Source organism: Pseudomonas sp. R11-23-07, assembly GCF_003852295.1.
Taxonomy (GTDB): domain Bacteria; phylum Pseudomonadota; class Gammaproteobacteria; order Pseudomonadales; family Pseudomonadaceae; genus Aquipseudomonas.
Window position 1 is genome coordinate 2,922,681 of the sequence record NZ_CP027761.1, and the last position, 18,112, is coordinate 2,940,792.

The following is an 18,112-nucleotide window of genomic DNA, read 5'->3' on the forward strand; positions in this document are numbered from 1 at the left end:
CGGAGCGTTTATTCATGCTTGTCGCAATTGCTATTTTCATCATCACCATCGTGCTGGTCATCTGGCAGCCCAGGGGCCTGGGCGTCGGCTGGAGCGCCTCCCTGGGCGCGATCCTGGCCCTGGCCTGCGGGGTGATCAGCCTGGCGGATATTCCGGTGGTGTGGCACATCATCTGGAATGCCACCGGCACCTTTGTCGCGTTGATCATCATCAGCCTGTTGCTGGATGAAGCCGGGTTCTTTGCCTGGACCGCGCTGCATGTGGCGCGCTGGGGGCGTGGCCGGGGCCGGCGATTGTTTGCCTATATGGTGCTGCTGGGCGCACTGGTGTCGGCGTTGTTCGCCAACGACGGCGCGGCGTTGATCCTCACCCCGATTGTGATGTCGATGCTGTTGGCCCTGCGCTTTTCGCCGGCGGCGACGCTGGCATTCGTCATGGGCGCGGGCTTTATCGCCGACACGGCAAGCCTGCCGCTGGTGGTGTCGAACCTGGTGAATATCGTCTCGGCGGACTATTTCAAGATCGGCTTCAATGAATACGCCGCCGTGATGGTGCCGGTGAACCTGGTCAGCGTCGCCGCGACCCTGGCCGTGCTGCTATGGTTTTTCCGTCGCGATATTCCGCAGTCTTACGACCCCGCCGACCTGGAACAACCCGCCAGTACCATTCACGACCGTGCGACCTTTCGCGCCGGCTGGTGGGTGCTGGGTATTTTGCTGGTGGGCTGCTTCGCGCTGGAACCGCTGGGCATTCCCATCAGTGCGATTTCCGCAGTATGCGCGGTGCTGTTGCTGGTGATCGCGGCCAAGGGCCACACGATCTCCACACGCAAGGTGCTGAAAGACGCACCGTGGCAGATCGTGGTCTTTTCCCTGGGGATGTACCTGGTGGTCTATGGCTTGCGTAACGCCGGCCTGACCGACTACCTGGCCACCTGGCTCGACACCTTCGCCAACTACGGGGTGTGGGGCGCGGCCATGGGCACCGGCGTGCTCACCGCGCTGTTGTCCTCGGCGATGAACAACCTGCCAACGGTGTTGATCGGCGCGCTGTCCATCGAGTCGAGCCATGCCGTGGGCGTGGTCAAGGATGCGATGATCTACGCCAACGTGATCGGCAGCGACCTGGGCCCGAAAATCACCCCTATCGGCAGCCTGGCGACCTTGCTGTGGCTACATATTCTGGCGCGCAAAGGCATCACCATCACCTGGGGTTACTACTTCAAGGTCGGGATTGTGCTGACCGTGCCGGTGCTGTTGATCACCCTCGCCGCCCTGGCCTTGCGCCTGAGCGTGTAAAGAGACGCGGTGTTCATTCATCTCGACACTGACGTATGCTCTCGCACTTTCTCGAAAGGACGCGGGCATGCTGACGATCTTTTTCTATGCGCTGGTTTTCGGTTTTGTGTTTTGCCTGTCTCCCGGCGCGGTGCTCGCTGAAACCCTGCGCCGTGGCTTGCTCTACGGTTTCACTCCGGCTCTGTTGGTGCAGATCGGCTCGTTGGTGGGCGATGCGGTCTGGGCGGTGATCGGGCTGACTGGCATCGCGCTGCTGATCCAGCATGACGCGGTGCGCGTGCCGCTGACGGTGGTCTGCGCGCTGTACCTGGCCTGGCTGGGCATTCGCAGCCTGATGGATGCGTGGCAGTTACCGCACGTCGAGGGTGCACCCGCCAGCTCCGGGAAAAACGCCCTTGCGGTGGGCGCAGCGATCTCCCTGGCCAATCCGAAGAACATCGTCTACTGGGGCGCCCTGGGCAGCGCGTTGTCGGGCATCGTCGGCACCACCCCGAGCCATGGGCAAACCCTGATGTTTTTTGCCGGCTTCATGCTGGCGTCGGTGCTGTCATGCTTTCTGACTGCCGCGCTGGTCAACGTGCTGCGCAAGAATGCTTCGCCAACTTGGCAACGCATCAGCTATGGCGCCTGTGGCCTGGTATTGATTTATCTGGCCATTCTCGCGGCGCAGGGTATTTAACAGGCCGGGGCGCGACGGTGAGGTTTCAGGCCTTGGCCTTGGCTTGGTGCTCCAACTGCACTTGCAACTGCGCATCGATTTGCAACTGAGCGGCTAAATCGTCCAGGTAATTGCGCTCTGCGTCCTGCTGGTCATCCACCAACATGACGCTGGCCAGATACACCTCGGCCGCAAGCGCCGGGTCGCTGGCGAACTCGGCGAAATCTGCCGCATCCAGAGGCTTGGCGACTTCAGCGTCGAGCCACTGCTGCAATTGCGGGTCGTCGGTATGCTTGCCCAGCTCATCGGAGATCAACTGCTGCTCTTCCGCATCGATCCGGCCATCGGCCTTGGCGGCAGCGATCAGTGCGCGCAACACGGCGTGGCTGTGCGCTTCGATTTGCGCGCCCGACAGCTGATCGGCCGTCCGGAAGGCCTGCTGCGGCTGGCTCGCCTGTTGGCTCTGCCAGGCCTGATACGCCTTGTAGGCCATCATCCCCAGAGAAGCCAACGCGGCATAGTTCATACCACCGGCGCGCCCTTGCGCCGGGCGCGTTGCGGCGCCACCGCCCAACATGCCCCCCAGCCCACCCAATAGTCCACCCAGGCCGCCGCCGGCCGAAGCATTGCCGGCGCTGGTGCCTTTGAGCAGACCGCCAAGCAGACCGCCCAACCCGCCGCTCGAAGAAGCACCGCCCTGCCCTGCGCCGCGCAACAGTTGTTCCAGTAGATCGCTGGTATTCATGGTGTCGCCCTCCAGGGCGCATAGTGGCGTTAAATCAACCTTAGTCCGCCGCTGATGGAACACCATGACCGCCGGGCGGGCAAGCTTTATGATGGCGCCACTCCGCCATTCGAGAGGACGCATCGGTGAACCGCATTGAGCACATCAGGTTGATGGCCAGCCACAACCAATGGATGAATCGCAAGGTCTACGAAGCCGCCGGCAAGCTGACAGACGCGGCGTTGGTTGCGAACCGACAAGCGTTTTTCGGCTCGATCCTCGGCACCCTGAATCACCTGGTGCTGGGCGACACGGTCTGGCTCAAGCGCTTTGCCGAGCACCCTGCAGGCTTTTCCGCGTTGCTACCCCTGAGCACCGTCGCCACACCCGTCGACCTGAGGCAGTTGGCGTTCGCAGACATACGCGAACTCTCGGCCCAGCGTGCCTGGCTGGATCAATTGATCCTCAATTGGGCCGACAGCCTGCGGGAAACCGACCTGGACCTGCGTTTGCGCTACCACACCATGCACGGGGCAGCGGCGGAGAAGGTGTTCTTCGGCTTGGTAGCGCATTTTTTCAATCACCAGACACATCATCGTGGCCAAGTGACCACGCTGTTGAGCCAGGCCGGGGTGGATGTGGGCGATACTGATCTACTGGCGTTGTTTGACTGAGCGCGACTGATCATTTCACCTTGCTGCTCAGCGTCTCCACACTGCGCTTCAAATCATCCAGGCTGCGCTTTAAGCCCTCGATCTCGCTTTTCTGCCGATCGATAGTGCTCTTCTGCTCGTCCAATGCACGCTTGAGGCTGGCAAGCTGACTCTCATTGCTACCGGTGCTGGAGCCATCCTTGCGCTTGAATTCGTCGAAGGCGCGGTCCTGATCCTCTACTTTACTTTTGAGGCTTTTCAGTTCGCTGGCGGTAAGTTTTCGCGCCTCTTTAAGCTCCTCAATATCCCCGACTTTGATACTCGACGGATTCAACACTAACGCGGTACCCGGCCCCAATGTAGCAGCGGTCAGCGGGTCTTCCGACCGCGCTCTGCGGTCACCCCACTGCACCGCAGTCGCAGCCTGCGCCGGGGCGATTATCGCAGCGCTCAAAAAACCAACCATGCCTGCAGCCATCATCCAAGAATGCATACGGACCTTGCGCATCAACTGACTCCCTAACGAACTGCCGGGGTGGCATATCGCTATGACTGTCATTTGTAGAGCTTGTTCCTGGGTTGGGCCCATGCCATGGGAATAATCTGGAAGGCTGCGTAGATCACTGATCTGGCAGGTTTTTTCGGATAACTGTTTGTGCAGGAAAGCGTGCATCGAGGTTGCGCCGAAGCCGCTGGATCTATATATTCGCAACCCTGCTGCACCGCGCTACCGCCCGAATGGCGAAACTGGTAGACGCATGGGACTTAAAATCCCCCGCTCGTAAGGGCGTCCCGGTTCGATTCCGGGTTCGGGCACCATAGATATCAAGGGCTTGCCGGGGAAACCTGGGCAGGCCCTTATCTTTTCTGCTGCGCAACTTTAGAGTCCGCTCCGCAATTCCCTTCCTTCGGCGTCCCGCCGACCTATCTCCCTATTCATAATTTGCCTGCTACTTTGTTCACTCCACGGAGGAACACTGATGCCGAGCACCTCAGAGGCTGGTGTCAGGCGGATGCAGAAGTCGGCTTGGTCAGACAGCTCAAGTATTGAGGGCGGAGGGAATGGCCTATCCATGGGGCACCTTGAGCTTGTAATAGTCGCGACTTGCCGGTTATAAGTCGCCCGATAACGCTACAGAGTTCAAGGTGTAGGAAATGGATAACCTGATAAAGCTGCGTATCGGACTGACAATTGCGGCGGTTGTCGGGCTTGTACCAATCACCATCCTCTTCGCGGTCGGCGTAGTGGCGTTCTTTATTCCGCTCATTTTTGTCGCCAAAAGTCCTCCGCTTGGGGCGCTAGCACTTATAGGCGCAGCAATCGTCTCGGCATTCGCGATATGGTCGGCATGGAAGATCTATGCACTTTCAATGGCAGCGGCACCCGTTGTAAGCAACTCACACTTGCGGGCATCGGGAGCGGTGATTGCGATGATTTGGGGTATGGTCCTCGCGTACTGGACGCGCGATCTGCCCGAACTCACATACATATTTCTTATGCCGGGAATAGTCTCGAGCTCCATGCTCGCCCTTACATTGAAAAGAGCGAAGGCTTGAGGCGGGCGACGAGTTGGGTCAGCATTTTACCCTTCTGAATTTTCCAGCAGCACATCATTCAGCTTCTGCTCGCCCAGGCGCATCACGCTGAGACACTGCAGATCGTCGGACTTGGGCCGGGGCCGAACACCGTCACCTCTCCCTTGGCGCCGATCATGGTCAGCGCACCCACGGTGCATTCGGGATGCTCACCCGCATCGAGGTCGTCGGCGATCTTGCGCCGGGTCTTGGCAGCGTCGCGACAGTCTTCCCGCTTGAACTCCAGCAATTTGACGGTCATTCAGGCCACCATGAATTTGTTGATCTACAAGCTGCGCGCCAGCATGATCTAACATTCCGATCCGTAAAAACGTGACCAGACTGCCTGGCACTACACCAGTCAAAGGATACTGACCTAATGAAGTCAATGCTCACCGCTGCAGCGCTAATATCTGCGACGACTCTTATTGCAGCCTGTCAGAGTGGGCCATACACCCCGCCGGAGCCTAAAACTGAAGTACCGACTACCAAAATGAGCGTTGGCAACTTCATTTCACCGAAAGCGTGTACGAGTGGCACAAATACTCTGAATGGCAAATTGATTGGAGCCAGCCTATGTATCCGATCGCAGAAATATGAAGTCTTCGGCGGCCCAGATATCACCCTGAGCTTCAATCGTGAGCTCGTTACGGTGCTTACCCCTGAGGAAGCGGTCAAAGGGTTCAGAGCTACAAAATACGGCGTCACTGCTTCATTCAAGTGCGAAGAAATCCCGAAAAAAGACACCGATGAAGGGCGCTCTTATCATTGCTCCTACGATGCAAGCAATCTTCCTTTGATCAGGGCTGATATCACATTTCCATAGCCGAGCATGACACCCAATCTCGCGCCACGATTTAGCGCATTCGAAAACGTGGCGCGGATGAGCCGGGTCTACTCCGCTGAATTTGATTTTATGAGACTTCAACACCATGCACGGACGCTTGTATCTCATCGCGTTACTTCTCGCTGGCCCCGCACTGGCATCGGAGCCATCCCGCTACAGCTACGACGAAGCCCCTACTGACGGCTACATGTACGCCGTTAGGTATAAACAGGCCAAGCTGGCTTGTGAATCGCTGCCTGATGGCCTTGAAGCGGACTATGCGAAAGCGATGCGCCTTACCAAAGAAGCTAACCCCGAATTTGAGCGAACTTTCGTCAAAGGCTTAGCGGCAGATCTTAGGTGGCGCAAACCAGCGACGCCCGAAGATCAGCAGTTGGAGTGCGATCAAAGTCAGCATGCACTGCGCGTGACGGTAAGCCTCGCCCGCCAGTGGTTTCCAGGGGCATGGTAGGCGCTTGTATTATTTGGTCCGCCGCTCGACACCATCATGCGCCTTGTCACAATGCAGGCAGTGCTCGCAGCTCAGCGTCCGACATAGCCAGACCTTCACCCGCTGCCAGTACGTGACCATGAAGATGTGCCGGGCACCGGCCAAAGCCAGGGATACGTGTAGCGTCGGACCGGCGGTGGTCGGGCCGAAGAAGATATTCTGGCTACTCACCGACACAACGAAACCGGTGATGGCGATCGTGGTGTAGATCAGCTTCCCAAGATCGCCACCCTCTGGTTCGCCTACGTCTGCATCTGAGGGGCGGAATTTATGGCTGTAGACGACAGCCATCCTGAAGCCTTCGTCATTTCCTTGGAAATAGACATCTTAGAGCAACCGCAAGAGCCGCCGCTAAGAAGGAGGCAGCAATTTTCGAAGAGGAATGAATCACATTGAGAAAATCACCGAAGGTCGCCGTCTCCGGATCAGCTTTCAGGAGAAATAATACGATGAAGCCAAGATAACAGCCTAGAGCACACCCTAAAAACGCCTTCATTTCAGATCGCGCGAAAGCGATGGAGCGTTGAGTTAACAAAGCACCACTGTGGGCGGCACTTCTTAGCGACTCGTTGAAATTCATAGGCTGGTTCCTTCCATTGATTGTTGGCGGACCAATAGTAAATCAGATGCGCGACTCGCGCGCTAAGGCAGGTACCGACAAGGCAGAGTCGAGCGGTGACATTTTGCAAGCTCGTGATCAGCTCGGGCACACCACCGTGGTCATGGCCGAGAACTACATTCGCAAAAGGATCGGCAAAAAGGTCACGCCGACGAGGTGAGTTCTGCACCGCAATCATTTTCTCCCCCTTGAAAACAAAGAACTGCAAGGGGTATTAAGAGAACGCATAGCGGTGCAGAATTGACGCTATGTCATTGTTTTAAACGATTACATTGCGGACTTAAAAACCCCGCTCGTAAGGGCGTCCCGGTTCAATTCCGGGTTCGGGCACCATAGATATCAAGGGCTTGCCGGGGAAACCTGGGCAGGCCCTTATCTTTTCTGCTGCGCAATTACCCTTCTCCGGCGTTCTGCCGATCAATTGACTCCTACCAAAAATCAACCGAACTACGCACGCATCCCAAGGCTCTATCAGGCGACGCCTGGACATTTCCAGGCCAACCGCATGGAGCTGAACATGTCTGACGATCTGAAAAACCGTGGCCCGCAAGACCGTGCTCGAGTGAACACCTCCGAAGCTTGGGAGTTGAAACATTGGACGAAAGAATTTGGTGTGACCGAGCAACAGCTCAAGGAGGCAGTGAAAGCTGTTGGTCCAATGGTTGAGGACGTGCGTAAAAAGCTCGGCAAGTGAGAGTGGTGACGCCCATCTGCAGCATCAACTGAAGCCGCACCTGTTGCGGCTCCAGTCGTTGGCCTTTGCATGATGTGGCCTTCCTTGTGGCCTGTCGGTTAACCCGTGTTTGCAGCACTGAATGCGTGGATCTCCTCGACGATCTGGCGTGATGCCATTCTGATTGCCGTGGTGGTATTGCCGGCGATATGCGGCGTCAGTTGCGCGTTGGGAATACCGATCAAGGGCGAGTCGAACCGGTCTTTTTCCAGGGCAAAGGTATCGATGGCGACCGCCTTGATATGCCTGGGAAACTGACTCATGAAGGCCGCCAACTGATGTTCGTCGACGATTCCGCCGCGAGCGGTATTGATGAGGATTGAACCTTGGCGCATCTGCCGGAACTCGGCAGTGCCGAACAAGCCTCGGGTCAACGTGGTGAGCGGTACGTGGATCGAGACGATGTCCGCCTCGGCCAGTAACTGCGCAAGGCCTGCCCGTCGATCAAGCTCAAGACTGCGCGCCACCGCTTCGGTAAAACGCTCGGACCCGGTGGCGATCACCTTGATCCCCAGCGCCGCAGCCTTGCGCGCCACCTGCCGGGCAATGCTGCCGGTGCCCACCAGCCCAAGCGTAAGTTCGGCGTATTCGGGGGTGGGTGCCAAGGTGCCTTTTGCCCAGTGAGCGTTGTGCGTTTCGCCGTTGTAGTAATCCAGCTCGCGAGACAGAAACAGCGTCTGGGCCACGACGTATTCGGCAACGGCGGCCGCGTTGGAGCCCGGCGTGTTGAGTATCGCCACGCCGCACTGCTCGCACTCAAGCCGATCAATGTGATTGACTCCCGTACCGGCCTGGGCGATGGCGCGCAGTGGTGTGGCCAGCTCAGGCGAGGTGGCGGCGCGGATCAGACTGGCGCCGAAAGGGATGTTCAGGCGCGTCTTGAACACGTCGTAACCCCCGGCCCGACTCACGGCAGCAATAAACGCAGGCTCGTCATGGCAGTTGATCTCGGCGTATTGAATGCGCGTGTTGTAGTGCTGCCGGATGCGGTCTTTGTCCGCGAAATAGTGCAGGTTGAGGGTGACGGCCAGGCCCAGCTCAAGAAAGCGATCGACTTCCTCAAACAGTAGCGGCGGGCCGGGGGCATCCAGTATCAGGGTGGTAAATGCCATACAGTTGATCCTCTCGGAGGAGCGTGCCCTCTTCGGTCAAATCGAATGTCAACCTGAACATCTCCAAACTACTCATTCAATTACTCAGGCATGTTTGAATCGGCCGGAATCGGCGTGGGGATTTGCCATGAAGGTTTTTTACCGTCCTGACTGTCGTAAGTGCGCCGCGCCTCGCGGAAGTCGTCGACGTTTTCGACTACCCAGGTCCAAATAGGCGACATCCGGACCAACAGCCCCATGCCCAACGGCGTCAACTCGTACTCGACGCGGGGCGGAATTTCAGCGTATTCCCGTCGAAGCAACAGACCATCGCGCTCAAGGGAACGTAGCGTCTTCGTCAACATCCGCTGAGTCACGCCGACCATCTGCCTTTTTATCTCAGCGTGGCGCAACTTACCGTATACACCCAAGGCATGCAGGATGCCCAATGACCAGCGGCTGCCCGCGTGAGCGAGGACTTCCCGCCTGACGCCATCATCCTCTTCTCGAAGCGTCCGGCAGATAGCCTCGGCCTGCCTCAGCGCCTCCTGATCGGTCATTTCTTTCCCTGGTATCACACGTGTGCCTTCTTATAAGCGCTGCCGAATCGTGCAAGCATTTGCTCATCGTACAGGCAACAGTCTCAGGAGACATCATGACCGAAGTGACCCCGCTAGCCCCCCAATCTATTCTCGTTCTAGGCGCCGGTGAACTTGGCCTTCCAGTGTTGCGCAACCTCGCGCGGATGGCATCGCGCGCGCCTGGTTCCACCGTCAGCGTCCTGCTGAGGGAGTCGACCATCCACACTCAGGCGCCGGAGAAAAAGCGGGAAATCGATGAGCTTCGTCGCCTGGGCGTCCAAATGGTCGCTGCGGACCTGGTGAAGGATTCAATCGAGCAGCTTGCTGAAGTGTTCGCACGCTTCGACACGCTGATAGGCTGCGCAGGCATGGTCGCGGGCCGAGAAACGCCGATGAAATTGGCTAGCGCAGCACTCAAGTCCGGCGTGAAGCGCTACTTCCCCTGGCAGTTTGGCGTCGATTTCGAGGTGATTGGCCGAGGCAGCCCTCAAGACCTGTTCGACGCTCAGCTGGACGTACGCGAGCTGCTTCGCGCCCAAGACAAAACTGAATGGGGCATCATCTCGACGGGTATGTTCACCAGCTTCCTCTTCGAGCCTGTCTTTGAGGTAGTCGACTTCGAAAACGACACCGTAAACGCCCTGGGCAGCCTCGAAAACAGCGTGACGCTCACTACGCCCGATGACATCGGCATACTGACCGCAGAGATTGTTTTCTTCCAACCACGCTTGCGCAATCAAATCGTCTACCTAGCTGGCGACACCGTGACCTATGGGCAGGTTGCAAGCATCCTTGAGCGTGTGCTGGGACGTCCTTTCACACGCAACGTGTGGACTGTTCCGTATCTAATCCAGGAACTGGAGAAAGACCCCACTCACCACATCAAAAAATACCGCGCAGTGTTCGCACAAGGCAGAGGGGTGGCGTGGCCTAAAGCTGGCACGTTCAATGAGCAGCAGTCGATTCAGGTTACCACTGCGGAACAGTGGGCTCGGAAAAGCCTCGCTGGAAAGTGAGTGTGAGAAGCTAAAAACACTCCCACAATCACCAATGGTCCACCCGTTTCTGTACAAACTGGGTGCTACCTGTGGCCTACCGCAGGTTGACGCTCGGTGATGCCGCTGCCCTCGGCGCCCTTCAGGCTCTCAAGCTCGCCTTCGACAACCTGAATCCTGAGAGTGCCCTGGGAAAGGTCCTGCTGCAGCAGGTAGGCGCGACTGGTGACCAGGCCTTTGGCGAGGTACCGGTCGGTGATGACCTTCAACACTTCGTTGAGCTGCGGCACACCGAGGCATTGGCCGATGTAGGGTTTGATCAGACGCGTGCGCTCAGCCTCGGTCAGCGCATCGGCGCCGCCCAGTTCGAGGGTTCTGATCGGGAAGCAGCGGGTGTCGACGGGGGTGGCCGGTGCTGCTGTCGCAACGGACTTGCCCGGCAGGTCTTTGAGTTCGTCGATGCGCCGTTGCTGCTGTTCGAGCAAACGGTCTTGGCGGTCGCGAATCAGGTCGGTGATGCCCGGCGTGTTCTGCGCCGTGGCGGCTTGCACCCACCCGGTGGTGCTCAAGCAAACGATAACGGACAGGCCGCCCAGACGTATCAAACGCCACATGTCTAGATCCTTCTATGTGGCTCAATGCCACCAACGGGCGCGGATCTTAAAGTGGCATTTTGATGGCGTCAATTAAATGTAGAAATTTGTTTCGCTGGGCAGCCCTGCGCGATTCAAACAAAAAAGGCGCTCCGTAGAGGGCCTTCTTACCGCCGATTGCGTTACTGCAAACTCACCTGACGCAACTCAGGCTTTGCCTCGCTACCAATCGTGATGCGTTTGGGTTTGGCCTCTTCAGGCACCTCGCGCAGCAGGTCGATGCTCAGCAAGCCGTTGTTCAGGGATGCGCCACGCACTTCGATGTGGTCCGCCAGGCGGAACGACAGCCGGAACGCACGTTGGGCGATGCCCTGGTGCAGGTAAGCGACCTTCTCGTCGGTTTCGCGTTTTCCGCCGGAAACCGTCAGAACGCCTCGTTCGACCTGGATATCCAGATCCTCCTCGGTCAGGCCAGCCACTGCGATGACAATCCGGTAGGCGTCATCACCGTGCTTTTCCACGTTATGAGGTGGATAGGAATTCGGAGCCTCGCTGCGCAGCGCCGACTCGAACAGGTCATTGAAGCGGTCAAAGCCCACCGATTGACGGAACAGTGGGGCCAACGAAAGGGTAGTAGCCATTTTAAAATCTCCTGAGTTTCTCCAAGTGATTTAGTACGCGACCCGTCTTCGGCATCGCGTGATCAAAAATTTATGGACGCGCAGAAAGAATTCAAGGGGGCTGAAAAAAATTTTTATCTGGTGGATACCTCTATCGCGAGAACTGCGACGTCACCGCTTGTGCTCTAATCTTAAGCCCAGGCGTGCTTTAACCCGTGAGCGCCTGAGACAGCCCTTGAGGTATAAAAAAATGAAAATGACTCTCCCTGCCCTCGCATTGGGCATCCTGATTTCCCAAGGCGCCATGGCCGCCGGGGATGGCACTGCCGCCCTGGGCGGTGGTGTCGGCGGAGTGCTGGGCAATGTGGTGGGCCAGCAGCTCGGTGGTTCGACCGGCGCGGCCATCGGCGCCGGTGTAGGTGGCGCAGCCGGCGGTGCGGTAGGCGCGCAGAAAGGCAATCGCACGGAAGCAGCGCTTGGCGGCGGGGTCGGGGCTGCAGGGGGTTCGGTTATCGGTAACCACCTGGGCGGCAGTACCGGTTCGACCATCGGCGCAGGCCTGGGTGGCGCCGCCGGTGGCGCGGTGGGCAACAACCTGGCGGATGACGAGAGCAGCCATCGCTCCGACGGCCGCAAGCACAACGGCAACAAGCATAAACACAAGAACAAGCACCGTTGATCATCTGACGCTGCCCGGGCTGAACGACGTTAAGCGCCGTTCAGCCCGGCCTGTCAGCCTTACATCGGCGTACTGCTCACCACGCGCAACGCCAGCCCTTCATACGCATCCAGCGTAATCGTGAACGTCCCCTCTTCCGTCAGGTCCCCTTCCACCCGCTCATTGATGATGTCCACCACCGGCCCCGGTGCGATGTTGGGCAGGTGCAGGGATTCGGTGATCGGCGTGGCGCCGAAGTTCAGCGCAGTGATCTGCGTGCCCTTACCCGCCGGCAATTCGTGAACCATGATCAGCAGGCCTGGGTGCTCCACATCCGGGATCAGGATCTGGCGGCTGGCGGCGATGTCGTAGGCGCGGCGCACGCCGAGGATTTTCTGCAGTTGCGAGGCGAATGAGTCCGGGTCCTGCAACTGGCTGTTCAAGCTGCCATACAGGCTTCTGGAACGCGGCATCTGCCCGGCCGACAGCTCGGCGTCGGGGTTGAGGTCGACCAGGTCGTAGGCGCCACGATGAATCCAGCGCGTGTCACCATCGGCCATCAGGTGCGCGACTTCTTCGGCGGCCAACGGCAGCGCGCCCACCAGGTCCCAACCCGATAGCGCAAACACCCCAGGCTGCATGGCGTTGTACATCACCAGCAGCAAATGGATCTGGCGAATCTGCTGAATATCGGCTGCGGTGATGGCCTCCAGGTCACGAATGCCGAGAGCGGCGGTAATGATGCTGGCGGTGGTGCAGGACACGCCGTTGGTGACGAATTTGAGGTTATACGGCGCGTGTTCACCGGTCAGGCGTTCGTACATCTGCTCGCGGATATGCTCGCGCAGGATGTTGCCGGGGAAGGTCTGGCCCTGGAACATAAAGCTGTCATGGGCATGCAACGTCCAGAAGTGCACCAGCTCCAGGGTCAGTTCATCGTGGTTTTGCAGCGCGTGGATCAGCGAGCCAGGGTCGATGCCGAGGCTGTGCATCTGGCGCAGCATCAGGCGCAGGAATTCAGTGTCGCCCATCAGCAACGCGTGCTGGTAGGCCGGCCGGGTGATGAAGTCATAGGACAGGTCGGCGCCGCCATGGGACATGGACGCGATGTCGTCCACGGTGAGGTTGAGCTCCTGGAAACTGAAACCGCCGGCCTTGCGGATCGCCCCGCCGAGTAACTGGTTGCCGGTGATCGACAGCGGATGGCTTTCCGACCAGGCGCTGCCGTCGAGCTTGCGCTCCACGCCGAGGAAGCCGTTGGCGTCCAGGCGCAGGATTTTCGCGCCCATCACGTCGATAGCGTGCAGCGCGTCGCCGATGATCATCTGCTGGGCGGCGAAGGAGGGATCGAGCCAGTTCAGCGACGGCTGCCCTTCCTTGAAGTAATGCAGGTACACCCAGCGGCGCGGCTTGCCGTCGACGCCCACCACCACCGGCGTGGCGCTCCAGTCGGTTTCCTTGACGCCGGGCTCGAAGAAAATCACCCGCTGCAATTGGCCGACGATGTAGTGCTTGTCGCGCAGCGCATCCACCTGCGGTGGGCTCAGGTTCTGCGCGTCGCGGCCCTCGACGACATCCGGCAGCAACGGCCAGTCTTCTTCGCGGATTTCGACCATGTGATACAGGCCGGGGTAGTCTTCATAAGCCATTTCCGCCAGGCGAAAATCCGCGCCTTTGCCGGTATGCGAAGGGATCACGTCGTCGATGATCACCGCGTTGTGCGCGGCGGCCATGCGTGTCAGCGCCTGCAACTGCGCCTCGGTGCCCAGCTGCGGGTCGATTTCGAAGCTGATGCGGTCGAAATTGCCGTCGATGGTCGGCGTATGTTCGGTACCGGACAAGCCGCCGGATTTCTTCAACGGCCCGTTGTGAATGCCCTGGATGCCGATCTTCGACAGCACATGCCACAGGGTTTCGTCGCCCAGCGCTTCCAGCACCGTGCCGTCTTCGCGGGTCACGATCGATGCCGGATACGCCGTGAACCACACCGATGACAGGGCCGACGCGTCACGCGGCCGGGTTTGCGCAAAGGGCTGCTGCCACATCCGCCCCTGCCCCGAATAGAGTTTGGCCCGCTGGCGCGCCGCGTGCAGCATGGAGCCTTGCACCAGCCAATTCACATGATCGTTGTCCGCCGCCGTCATAAGCTTGATACCTGTGGTCGTGAAAGGTTACTCGTACGCATAGGAGCGACGCGCGGGTCGATTCGTTGCATTGAGATGCAGATTCAACTGTGGGAGGAGGCTTGCTGATCGTCCCCACGCTCTGCGTGGGAATGCCTCCTGGGACGCTCCGCGTCCCGCCGACCGCTGCACCTGGGAGCGACTGCGCATAGGTGACGCAGAGCGTCACGGGCTGCATTCCCACGCGGGAGCGTGGGAACGATCGTCATTAGGGCTTGCCCCCTCCCACAGTGGATAGCAGCTAAATCAAGTCTTGCGTCGCCTGTCGGTACTGCCTCGGCGTGAACCCCGTCGAGGCCTTGAACTGCCGGGTAAACGCGCTGTGGTCGGTGTACCCGCACTGCAACGCCACGTCGGTGATCGGCAGCGCGGTATGCAGCAATCGGTGGGCATGTTCGAGCCGCACCTTCTGGATCATCTGCCGGGGCGTGAGGTGGAACACGCGCTTGCAGTAGCGCTCCAGCTGCGCCACGGAGATGCCCGCAATGCGCGTCAGCTCGCCGAGGGTGACACGGCGGTTGAAGTGCGCGCGGATATGCGCGTCCACTGCCGCCAGGCGCTGGTAGGCCGGGTGGGTTTCGCTGGCCGATTGCAGGTCGACCGAGATGCCGGCCAGGCCGATGATCGTGCCGCTATCGCTGTACAGCGGCCATTTGTGCGTGAGGCACCAGCCGGGTTCGCGGCTGCCGTACAGGTGCAGCTCAAGCTGATCTTGCAGGACGAAACCCTGTTGCAGCACCCGTCGGTCCTGCTCGGTATAGCCCGGCCCCAGTTGCGCGGGGAACACTTCGGCGCTGGTCTTGCCCAGCAGCGGTTGCAGGTGCCGCAGGCCGCAGCGCTGCACCAGGGTGCGGTTGGCGAGTACGTAGCGGGCGTCGATGTCCTTGATGAAAATCGCCGCGTTGGGGATCACGTCCAGTAACGGCAACAGCTGCGCGGCGCCCGTCAGCAGTTGCTCGATGCTGTGGGGGCGGCTGCCCTGCAAGAGACTCGCAAGCATGTTCTGCACCATGACATTCATCGCCCGTTTCTGACCCCGACGCCGAGCAGAGTGCCCCATGCCCGGGACGCTGTCGAGCGCCGGCGATTGTGCTGAATTCGTCATCCATCCCCACAAAAAACATCAATCGCCGTGGGTTTATCGGGCTCACGATAGGGCCCCTGCATGCCTATCCAATAACTCACAAGAAGGCGCCGCTATGTCAGGCCAAGGCAAGTTCAAGAAACAGCTGTCATTGATGGACCTCACCTTTATCGGGTTGGGTGCCATCTTCGGTTCGGGTTGGTTATTCGCCGCCAGTCATGTGTCTGCAATCGCCGGTCCCGCCGGGATTATCTCCTGGCTTATCGGTGGCTTCGCCGTGCTGCTGCTGGGCATTGTGTACTGCGAACTCGGCGCCGCCCTGCCCCGTGCCGGTGGCGTGGTGCGTTACCCGGTGTATTCCCATGGCCCGCTGTTGGGTTACCTGATGGGGTTTATCACGCTGATCGCGTTTTCCAGCCTGGTGGCGATCGAGGTGGTCGCCTCGCGCCAATACGCTGGGGCGTGGTTTCCCGAGCTGACCAAGGCCGGCTCCAGCGACCCCACCACCCTGGGCTGGCTGGTGCAATTCGCCTTACTGTGCCTGTTCTTCCTCCTCAACTACCGCAGCGTGAAGACCTTCGCCATCGCCAATAACCTGGTGAGCGTGTTCAAGTTCATCGTGCCGCTGCTGGTGATCGGCGTGTTGTTCACGTTTTTCAAGCCGGCGAATTTCCAGGTGCAGGGCTTTGCGCCGTTCGGGCTGTCGGGCATCGAGATGGCGGTGTCGGCCGGCGGGGTGATCTTCGCCTACCTGGGGCTGACGCCGATCATTTCGGTGGCCAGTGAAGTGAAGAACCCGCAACGTACGATTCCGATTGCATTGATCCTTTCGGTACTGCTGTCGACGGCGATCTACGTGCTGCTGCAAACCGCGTTCCTGGGTGGCGTGCCCACCGAGATGCTTGCCAACGGCTGGGCCGGGATCAGCAAGGAATTGGCGCTGCCCTACCGCGATATCGCCCTGGCACTCGGCGTAGGCTGGCTGGCCTACCTGGTGGTGGCCGATGCGGTGATCTCCCCCAGCGGCTGCGGCAATATCTACATGAACGCCACCCCGCGTGTGGTGTATGGCTGGGCGCAGACCGGCACGTTTTTCAAGATTTTCACTCGCATCGATGAAAAATCCGGCATCCCGCGCCCGGCCCTGTGGCTGACCTTCGGCCTGTCGGTGTTCTGGACCCTGCCCTTCCCGTCCTGGGAGGCGCTGATCAACGTGGTCTCCGCCGCGCTGATCCTGAGTTACGCCGTAGCCCCGGTCACCGTTGCCGCGCTGCGCCGCAATGCACCGCAGTTGGCGCGGCCGTTCCGGGTCAAGGGCATGGCGCTACTGGGCCCGCTGTCGTTCATCATCGCCGCGCTGATTGTGTACTGGTCGGGCTGGAGCACGGTGTCGTGGTTGCTCGGCCTGCAGATCCTGATGTTCGTGGTGTACCTGCTGTGCGCACGCTGGGTGCCCACCGCGCACCTGAACCTCAAGCAACAGGTGCGCTCGTCGGCCTGGCTGATCGGTTTCTATGCGGTGACTATCCTGCTCTCCAAGCTCGGCAGTTTCGGCGGCATCGGCCTTATCAGCCATCCGTTCGACACCGTCGTCGTGGCGGTCTGCGCCCTGGGCATTTACTACTGGGGCGCTGCCACCGGCGTACCGGCCCACCTGGTGCGCCTGGAAAGCGAAGACGATGAAAGCGAAGCCGTCAATGACGATCGCTACAGCCCACCCCTCTCTGCAGCCACTCACTGATGGAGCCTTGCATGAAACGCCTGCACGTCATCGACTCCCACACCGGCGGCGAACCTACGCGCCTGATCATGAACGGCTTCCCGGCGCTGGCGGGTGCCACCGTCGCCGAGCAACTCGACGACCTGCGCAGCCACCACGACCAATGGCGCCGCGCCTGTCTGCTGGAACCGCGCGGCAACGATGTGTTGGTGGGCGCACTGTATTGCGCGCCGGTCACCCCAGGCGCCACCTGCGGCGTGATCTTTTTCAACAACGCCGGCTACCTCGGCATGTGCGGCCACGGCACCATCGGCCTGGTTGCCTCGCTGCACTACCTGGGGCTGATCGAGCCGGGCGTACACACCCTCGACACCCCGGTTGGCCCGGTGGCGGCCACGCTGCACGACGACGGCACAGTGACCCTGCGCAACGTGCCCGCCTATCGCTATCGCCGGCACGTCGCGGTGGACGTGCCCGGCCATGGCGCGGTGGTAGGGGATATTGCCTGGGGCGGCAACTGGTTCTTCCTGGTGTCCGACCACGGCCAGGCGTTGCAGATGAGCAACGTCGACGCCCTCACCGACTACACCTGGGCCATGCTCAAGGCCCTTGAGGCCCAGGGTATCCATGGCGCAGACGGCGCGCTGATCGACCACATCGAACTGTTCGCCGATGACGCCCATGCCGACAGCCGCAACTTTGTGATGTGCCCCGGCAAGGCCTATGACCGTTCCCCTTGCGGCACCGGCACCAGCGCCAAGCTCGCCTGCCTGGCCGCCGACGGCACACTCGGCCCCGGCGAGCCGTGGGTTCAGGCCAGCATCACCGGCAGCCAGTTCCAGGCCCGCTATGAATGGGACGGCGAACGCATACGCCCGTTCATCACCGGCCGCGCCCACATGACCGCCGACAGCACCTTGCTGATCGACGAGCAAGACCCTTTTGCCTGGGGCATCTGAGCCCCTCTTCCTACTCGAGTACCAAGGAGTC

At 59.9% G+C, this 18,112-nt stretch carries 20 protein-coding genes, 1 tRNA gene and 3 pseudogenes; 13 read left to right on the top strand and 11 right to left on the bottom strand.

Annotated features, from left to right (window positions below; translation table 11 throughout):
• Nucleotides 1-14 precede the first annotated feature (14 nt).
• Nucleotides 15-1,298 (top strand): arsenic transporter, encoded by a 1,284-nt coding sequence (locus C4J84_RS13255; RefSeq protein WP_124435529.1) that lies wholly within the window; start codon nt 15-17, stop codon nt 1,296-1,298.
• Between the two features lie 67 nt (nt 1,299-1,365).
• A complete protein-coding gene (locus C4J84_RS13260) occupies nt 1,366-1,977 on the top strand; it encodes a LysE family transporter (RefSeq protein ID WP_124370808.1) in 612 nt (203 codons plus the stop codon).
• A gap of 25 nt (nt 1,978-2,002) precedes the next feature.
• Here the strand turns inward: C4J84_RS13260 and C4J84_RS13265 are convergent, their stop codons facing one another.
• On the bottom strand, nt 2,003-2,701 hold the full coding sequence (locus C4J84_RS13265; RefSeq protein ID WP_124370809.1) for a tellurite resistance TerB family protein: 699 nt from the start codon (nt 2,699-2,701) through the stop codon (nt 2,003-2,005).
• Nucleotides 2,702-2,826: 125 nt separating this feature from the next.
• On the opposite strand from C4J84_RS13265, the gene C4J84_RS13270 reads away from it, so the two are divergent.
• Nucleotides 2,827-3,354: a DinB family protein gene (locus tag C4J84_RS13270; RefSeq protein ID WP_124370810.1), complete on the top strand. Its 528-nt coding sequence runs from the start codon at nt 2,827-2,829 to the stop codon at nt 3,352-3,354.
• A gap of 10 nt (nt 3,355-3,364) precedes the next feature.
• Here the strand turns inward: C4J84_RS13270 and C4J84_RS13275 are convergent, their stop codons facing one another.
• Entirely contained in the window at nt 3,365-3,841 is a 477-nt protein-coding gene (locus C4J84_RS13275; RefSeq protein ID WP_124370811.1) for a hypothetical protein, read from the bottom strand.
• Nucleotides 3,842-4,065: 224 nt separating this feature from the next.
• Here C4J84_RS13275 and C4J84_RS13280 point away from each other — a divergent pair.
• Nucleotides 4,066-4,152: transfer RNA gene (locus C4J84_RS13280), tRNA-Leu, on the top strand.
• A gap of 336 nt (nt 4,153-4,488) precedes the next feature.
• Entirely contained in the window at nt 4,489-4,890 is a 402-nt protein-coding gene (locus C4J84_RS13290; protein ID WP_124370813.1) for a hypothetical protein, read from the top strand.
• Between the two features lie 26 nt (nt 4,891-4,916).
• Here C4J84_RS13290 and C4J84_RS13295 read toward each other — a convergent pair.
• A pseudogene (locus C4J84_RS13295) lies at nt 4,917-5,170 on the bottom strand (hypothetical protein).
• 117 nt (nt 5,171-5,287) lie between these two features.
• On the opposite strand from C4J84_RS13295, the gene C4J84_RS13300 reads away from it, so the two are divergent.
• The gene (locus tag C4J84_RS13300; RefSeq protein WP_124367156.1) at nt 5,288-5,734 is read left to right on the top strand and encodes a lipoprotein; all 447 of its coding nucleotides are present in this window, start codon (nt 5,288-5,290) and stop codon (nt 5,732-5,734) included.
• A 106-nt stretch (nt 5,735-5,840) separates the two neighbouring features.
• Nucleotides 5,841-6,206 (top strand): hypothetical protein, encoded by a 366-nt coding sequence (locus C4J84_RS13305; protein WP_124370814.1) that lies wholly within the window; start codon nt 5,841-5,843, stop codon nt 6,204-6,206.
• A gap of 9 nt (nt 6,207-6,215) precedes the next feature.
• On the opposite strand, the gene C4J84_RS13310 is transcribed toward C4J84_RS13305, so the two are convergent.
• Together C4J84_RS13310 and C4J84_RS13315 are read right to left on the bottom strand one after the other, a co-directional pair.
• Nucleotides 6,216-6,536: a hypothetical protein gene (locus C4J84_RS13310; RefSeq protein WP_256660071.1), complete on the bottom strand. Its 321-nt coding sequence runs from the start codon at nt 6,534-6,536 to the stop codon at nt 6,216-6,218.
• Nucleotides 6,537-6,549: 13 nt separating this feature from the next.
• On the bottom strand, nt 6,550-6,825 hold the full coding sequence (locus C4J84_RS13315) for a hypothetical protein (protein WP_124362997.1): 276 nt from the start codon (nt 6,823-6,825) through the stop codon (nt 6,550-6,552).
• A gap of 43 nt (nt 6,826-6,868) precedes the next feature.
• Here C4J84_RS13315 and C4J84_RS26610 point away from each other — a divergent pair.
• Both C4J84_RS26610 and C4J84_RS13325 read left to right on the top strand, forming a co-directional pair.
• A pseudogene (locus C4J84_RS26610) lies at nt 6,869-7,024 on the top strand (integrase); the annotation flags it as partial.
• A gap of 357 nt (nt 7,025-7,381) precedes the next feature.
• Nucleotides 7,382-7,558: a DUF3606 domain-containing protein gene (locus tag C4J84_RS13325; RefSeq protein WP_124367159.1), complete on the top strand. Its 177-nt coding sequence runs from the start codon at nt 7,382-7,384 to the stop codon at nt 7,556-7,558.
• Between the two features lie 98 nt (nt 7,559-7,656).
• On the opposite strand, the gene C4J84_RS13330 is transcribed toward C4J84_RS13325, so the two are convergent.
• Together C4J84_RS13330 and C4J84_RS13335 are read right to left on the bottom strand one after the other, a co-directional pair.
• A complete protein-coding gene (locus tag C4J84_RS13330) occupies nt 7,657-8,709 on the bottom strand; it encodes a D-isomer specific 2-hydroxyacid dehydrogenase family protein (RefSeq protein WP_124370815.1) in 1,053 nt (350 codons plus the stop codon).
• A gap of 80 nt (nt 8,710-8,789) precedes the next feature.
• Complete coding sequence (locus C4J84_RS13335; protein WP_124370816.1) at nt 8,790-9,248, bottom strand: helix-turn-helix domain-containing protein; 459 nt, start codon at nt 9,246-9,248, stop codon at nt 8,790-8,792.
• Between the two features lie 95 nt (nt 9,249-9,343).
• On the opposite strand from C4J84_RS13335, the gene C4J84_RS13340 reads away from it, so the two are divergent.
• Complete coding sequence (locus tag C4J84_RS13340; RefSeq protein WP_124370817.1) at nt 9,344-10,285, top strand: aromatic alcohol reductase; 942 nt, start codon at nt 9,344-9,346, stop codon at nt 10,283-10,285.
• Between the two features lie 77 nt (nt 10,286-10,362).
• On the opposite strand, the pseudogene C4J84_RS13345 reads toward C4J84_RS13340, so the two are convergent.
• Nucleotides 10,363-10,878: pseudogene (locus C4J84_RS13345) on the bottom strand (POTRA domain-containing protein); the annotation flags it as partial.
• 161 nt (nt 10,879-11,039) lie between these two features.
• Nucleotides 11,040-11,498 carry an Hsp20 family protein gene (locus C4J84_RS13350; protein WP_124363001.1) on the bottom strand — a complete coding sequence of 153 codons (459 nt, stop codon included), beginning with the start codon at nt 11,496-11,498 and terminating at the stop codon, nt 11,040-11,042.
• Nucleotides 11,499-11,727: 229 nt separating this feature from the next.
• On the opposite strand from C4J84_RS13350, the gene C4J84_RS13355 reads away from it, so the two are divergent.
• Nucleotides 11,728-12,156, top strand: a complete 429-nt coding sequence (locus C4J84_RS13355; protein ID WP_124370818.1) for a hypothetical protein — start codon at nt 11,728-11,730, stop codon at nt 12,154-12,156.
• A 59-nt stretch (nt 12,157-12,215) separates the two neighbouring features.
• On the opposite strand, the gene treS is transcribed toward C4J84_RS13355, so the two are convergent.
• Together treS and C4J84_RS13365 are read right to left on the bottom strand one after the other, a co-directional pair.
• Nucleotides 12,216-14,279, bottom strand: a complete 2,064-nt coding sequence (treS, locus tag C4J84_RS13360; protein WP_124370819.1) for a maltose alpha-D-glucosyltransferase — start codon at nt 14,277-14,279, stop codon at nt 12,216-12,218.
• Nucleotides 14,280-14,559: 280 nt separating this feature from the next.
• Complete coding sequence (locus tag C4J84_RS13365; protein WP_124372431.1) at nt 14,560-15,330, bottom strand: AraC family transcriptional regulator; 771 nt, start codon at nt 15,328-15,330, stop codon at nt 14,560-14,562.
• Between the two features lie 187 nt (nt 15,331-15,517).
• On the opposite strand from C4J84_RS13365, the gene C4J84_RS13370 reads away from it, so the two are divergent.
• A complete protein-coding gene (locus C4J84_RS13370; RefSeq protein ID WP_124370820.1) occupies nt 15,518-17,143 on the top strand; it encodes an APC family permease in 1,626 nt (541 codons plus the stop codon).
• 11 nt (nt 17,144-17,154) lie between these two features.
• Nucleotides 17,155-18,081, top strand: a complete 927-nt coding sequence (locus C4J84_RS13375) for a 4-hydroxyproline epimerase (RefSeq protein ID WP_124370821.1) — start codon at nt 17,155-17,157, stop codon at nt 18,079-18,081.
• The last annotated feature ends 31 nt before the right edge of the window (nt 18,082-18,112 follow it).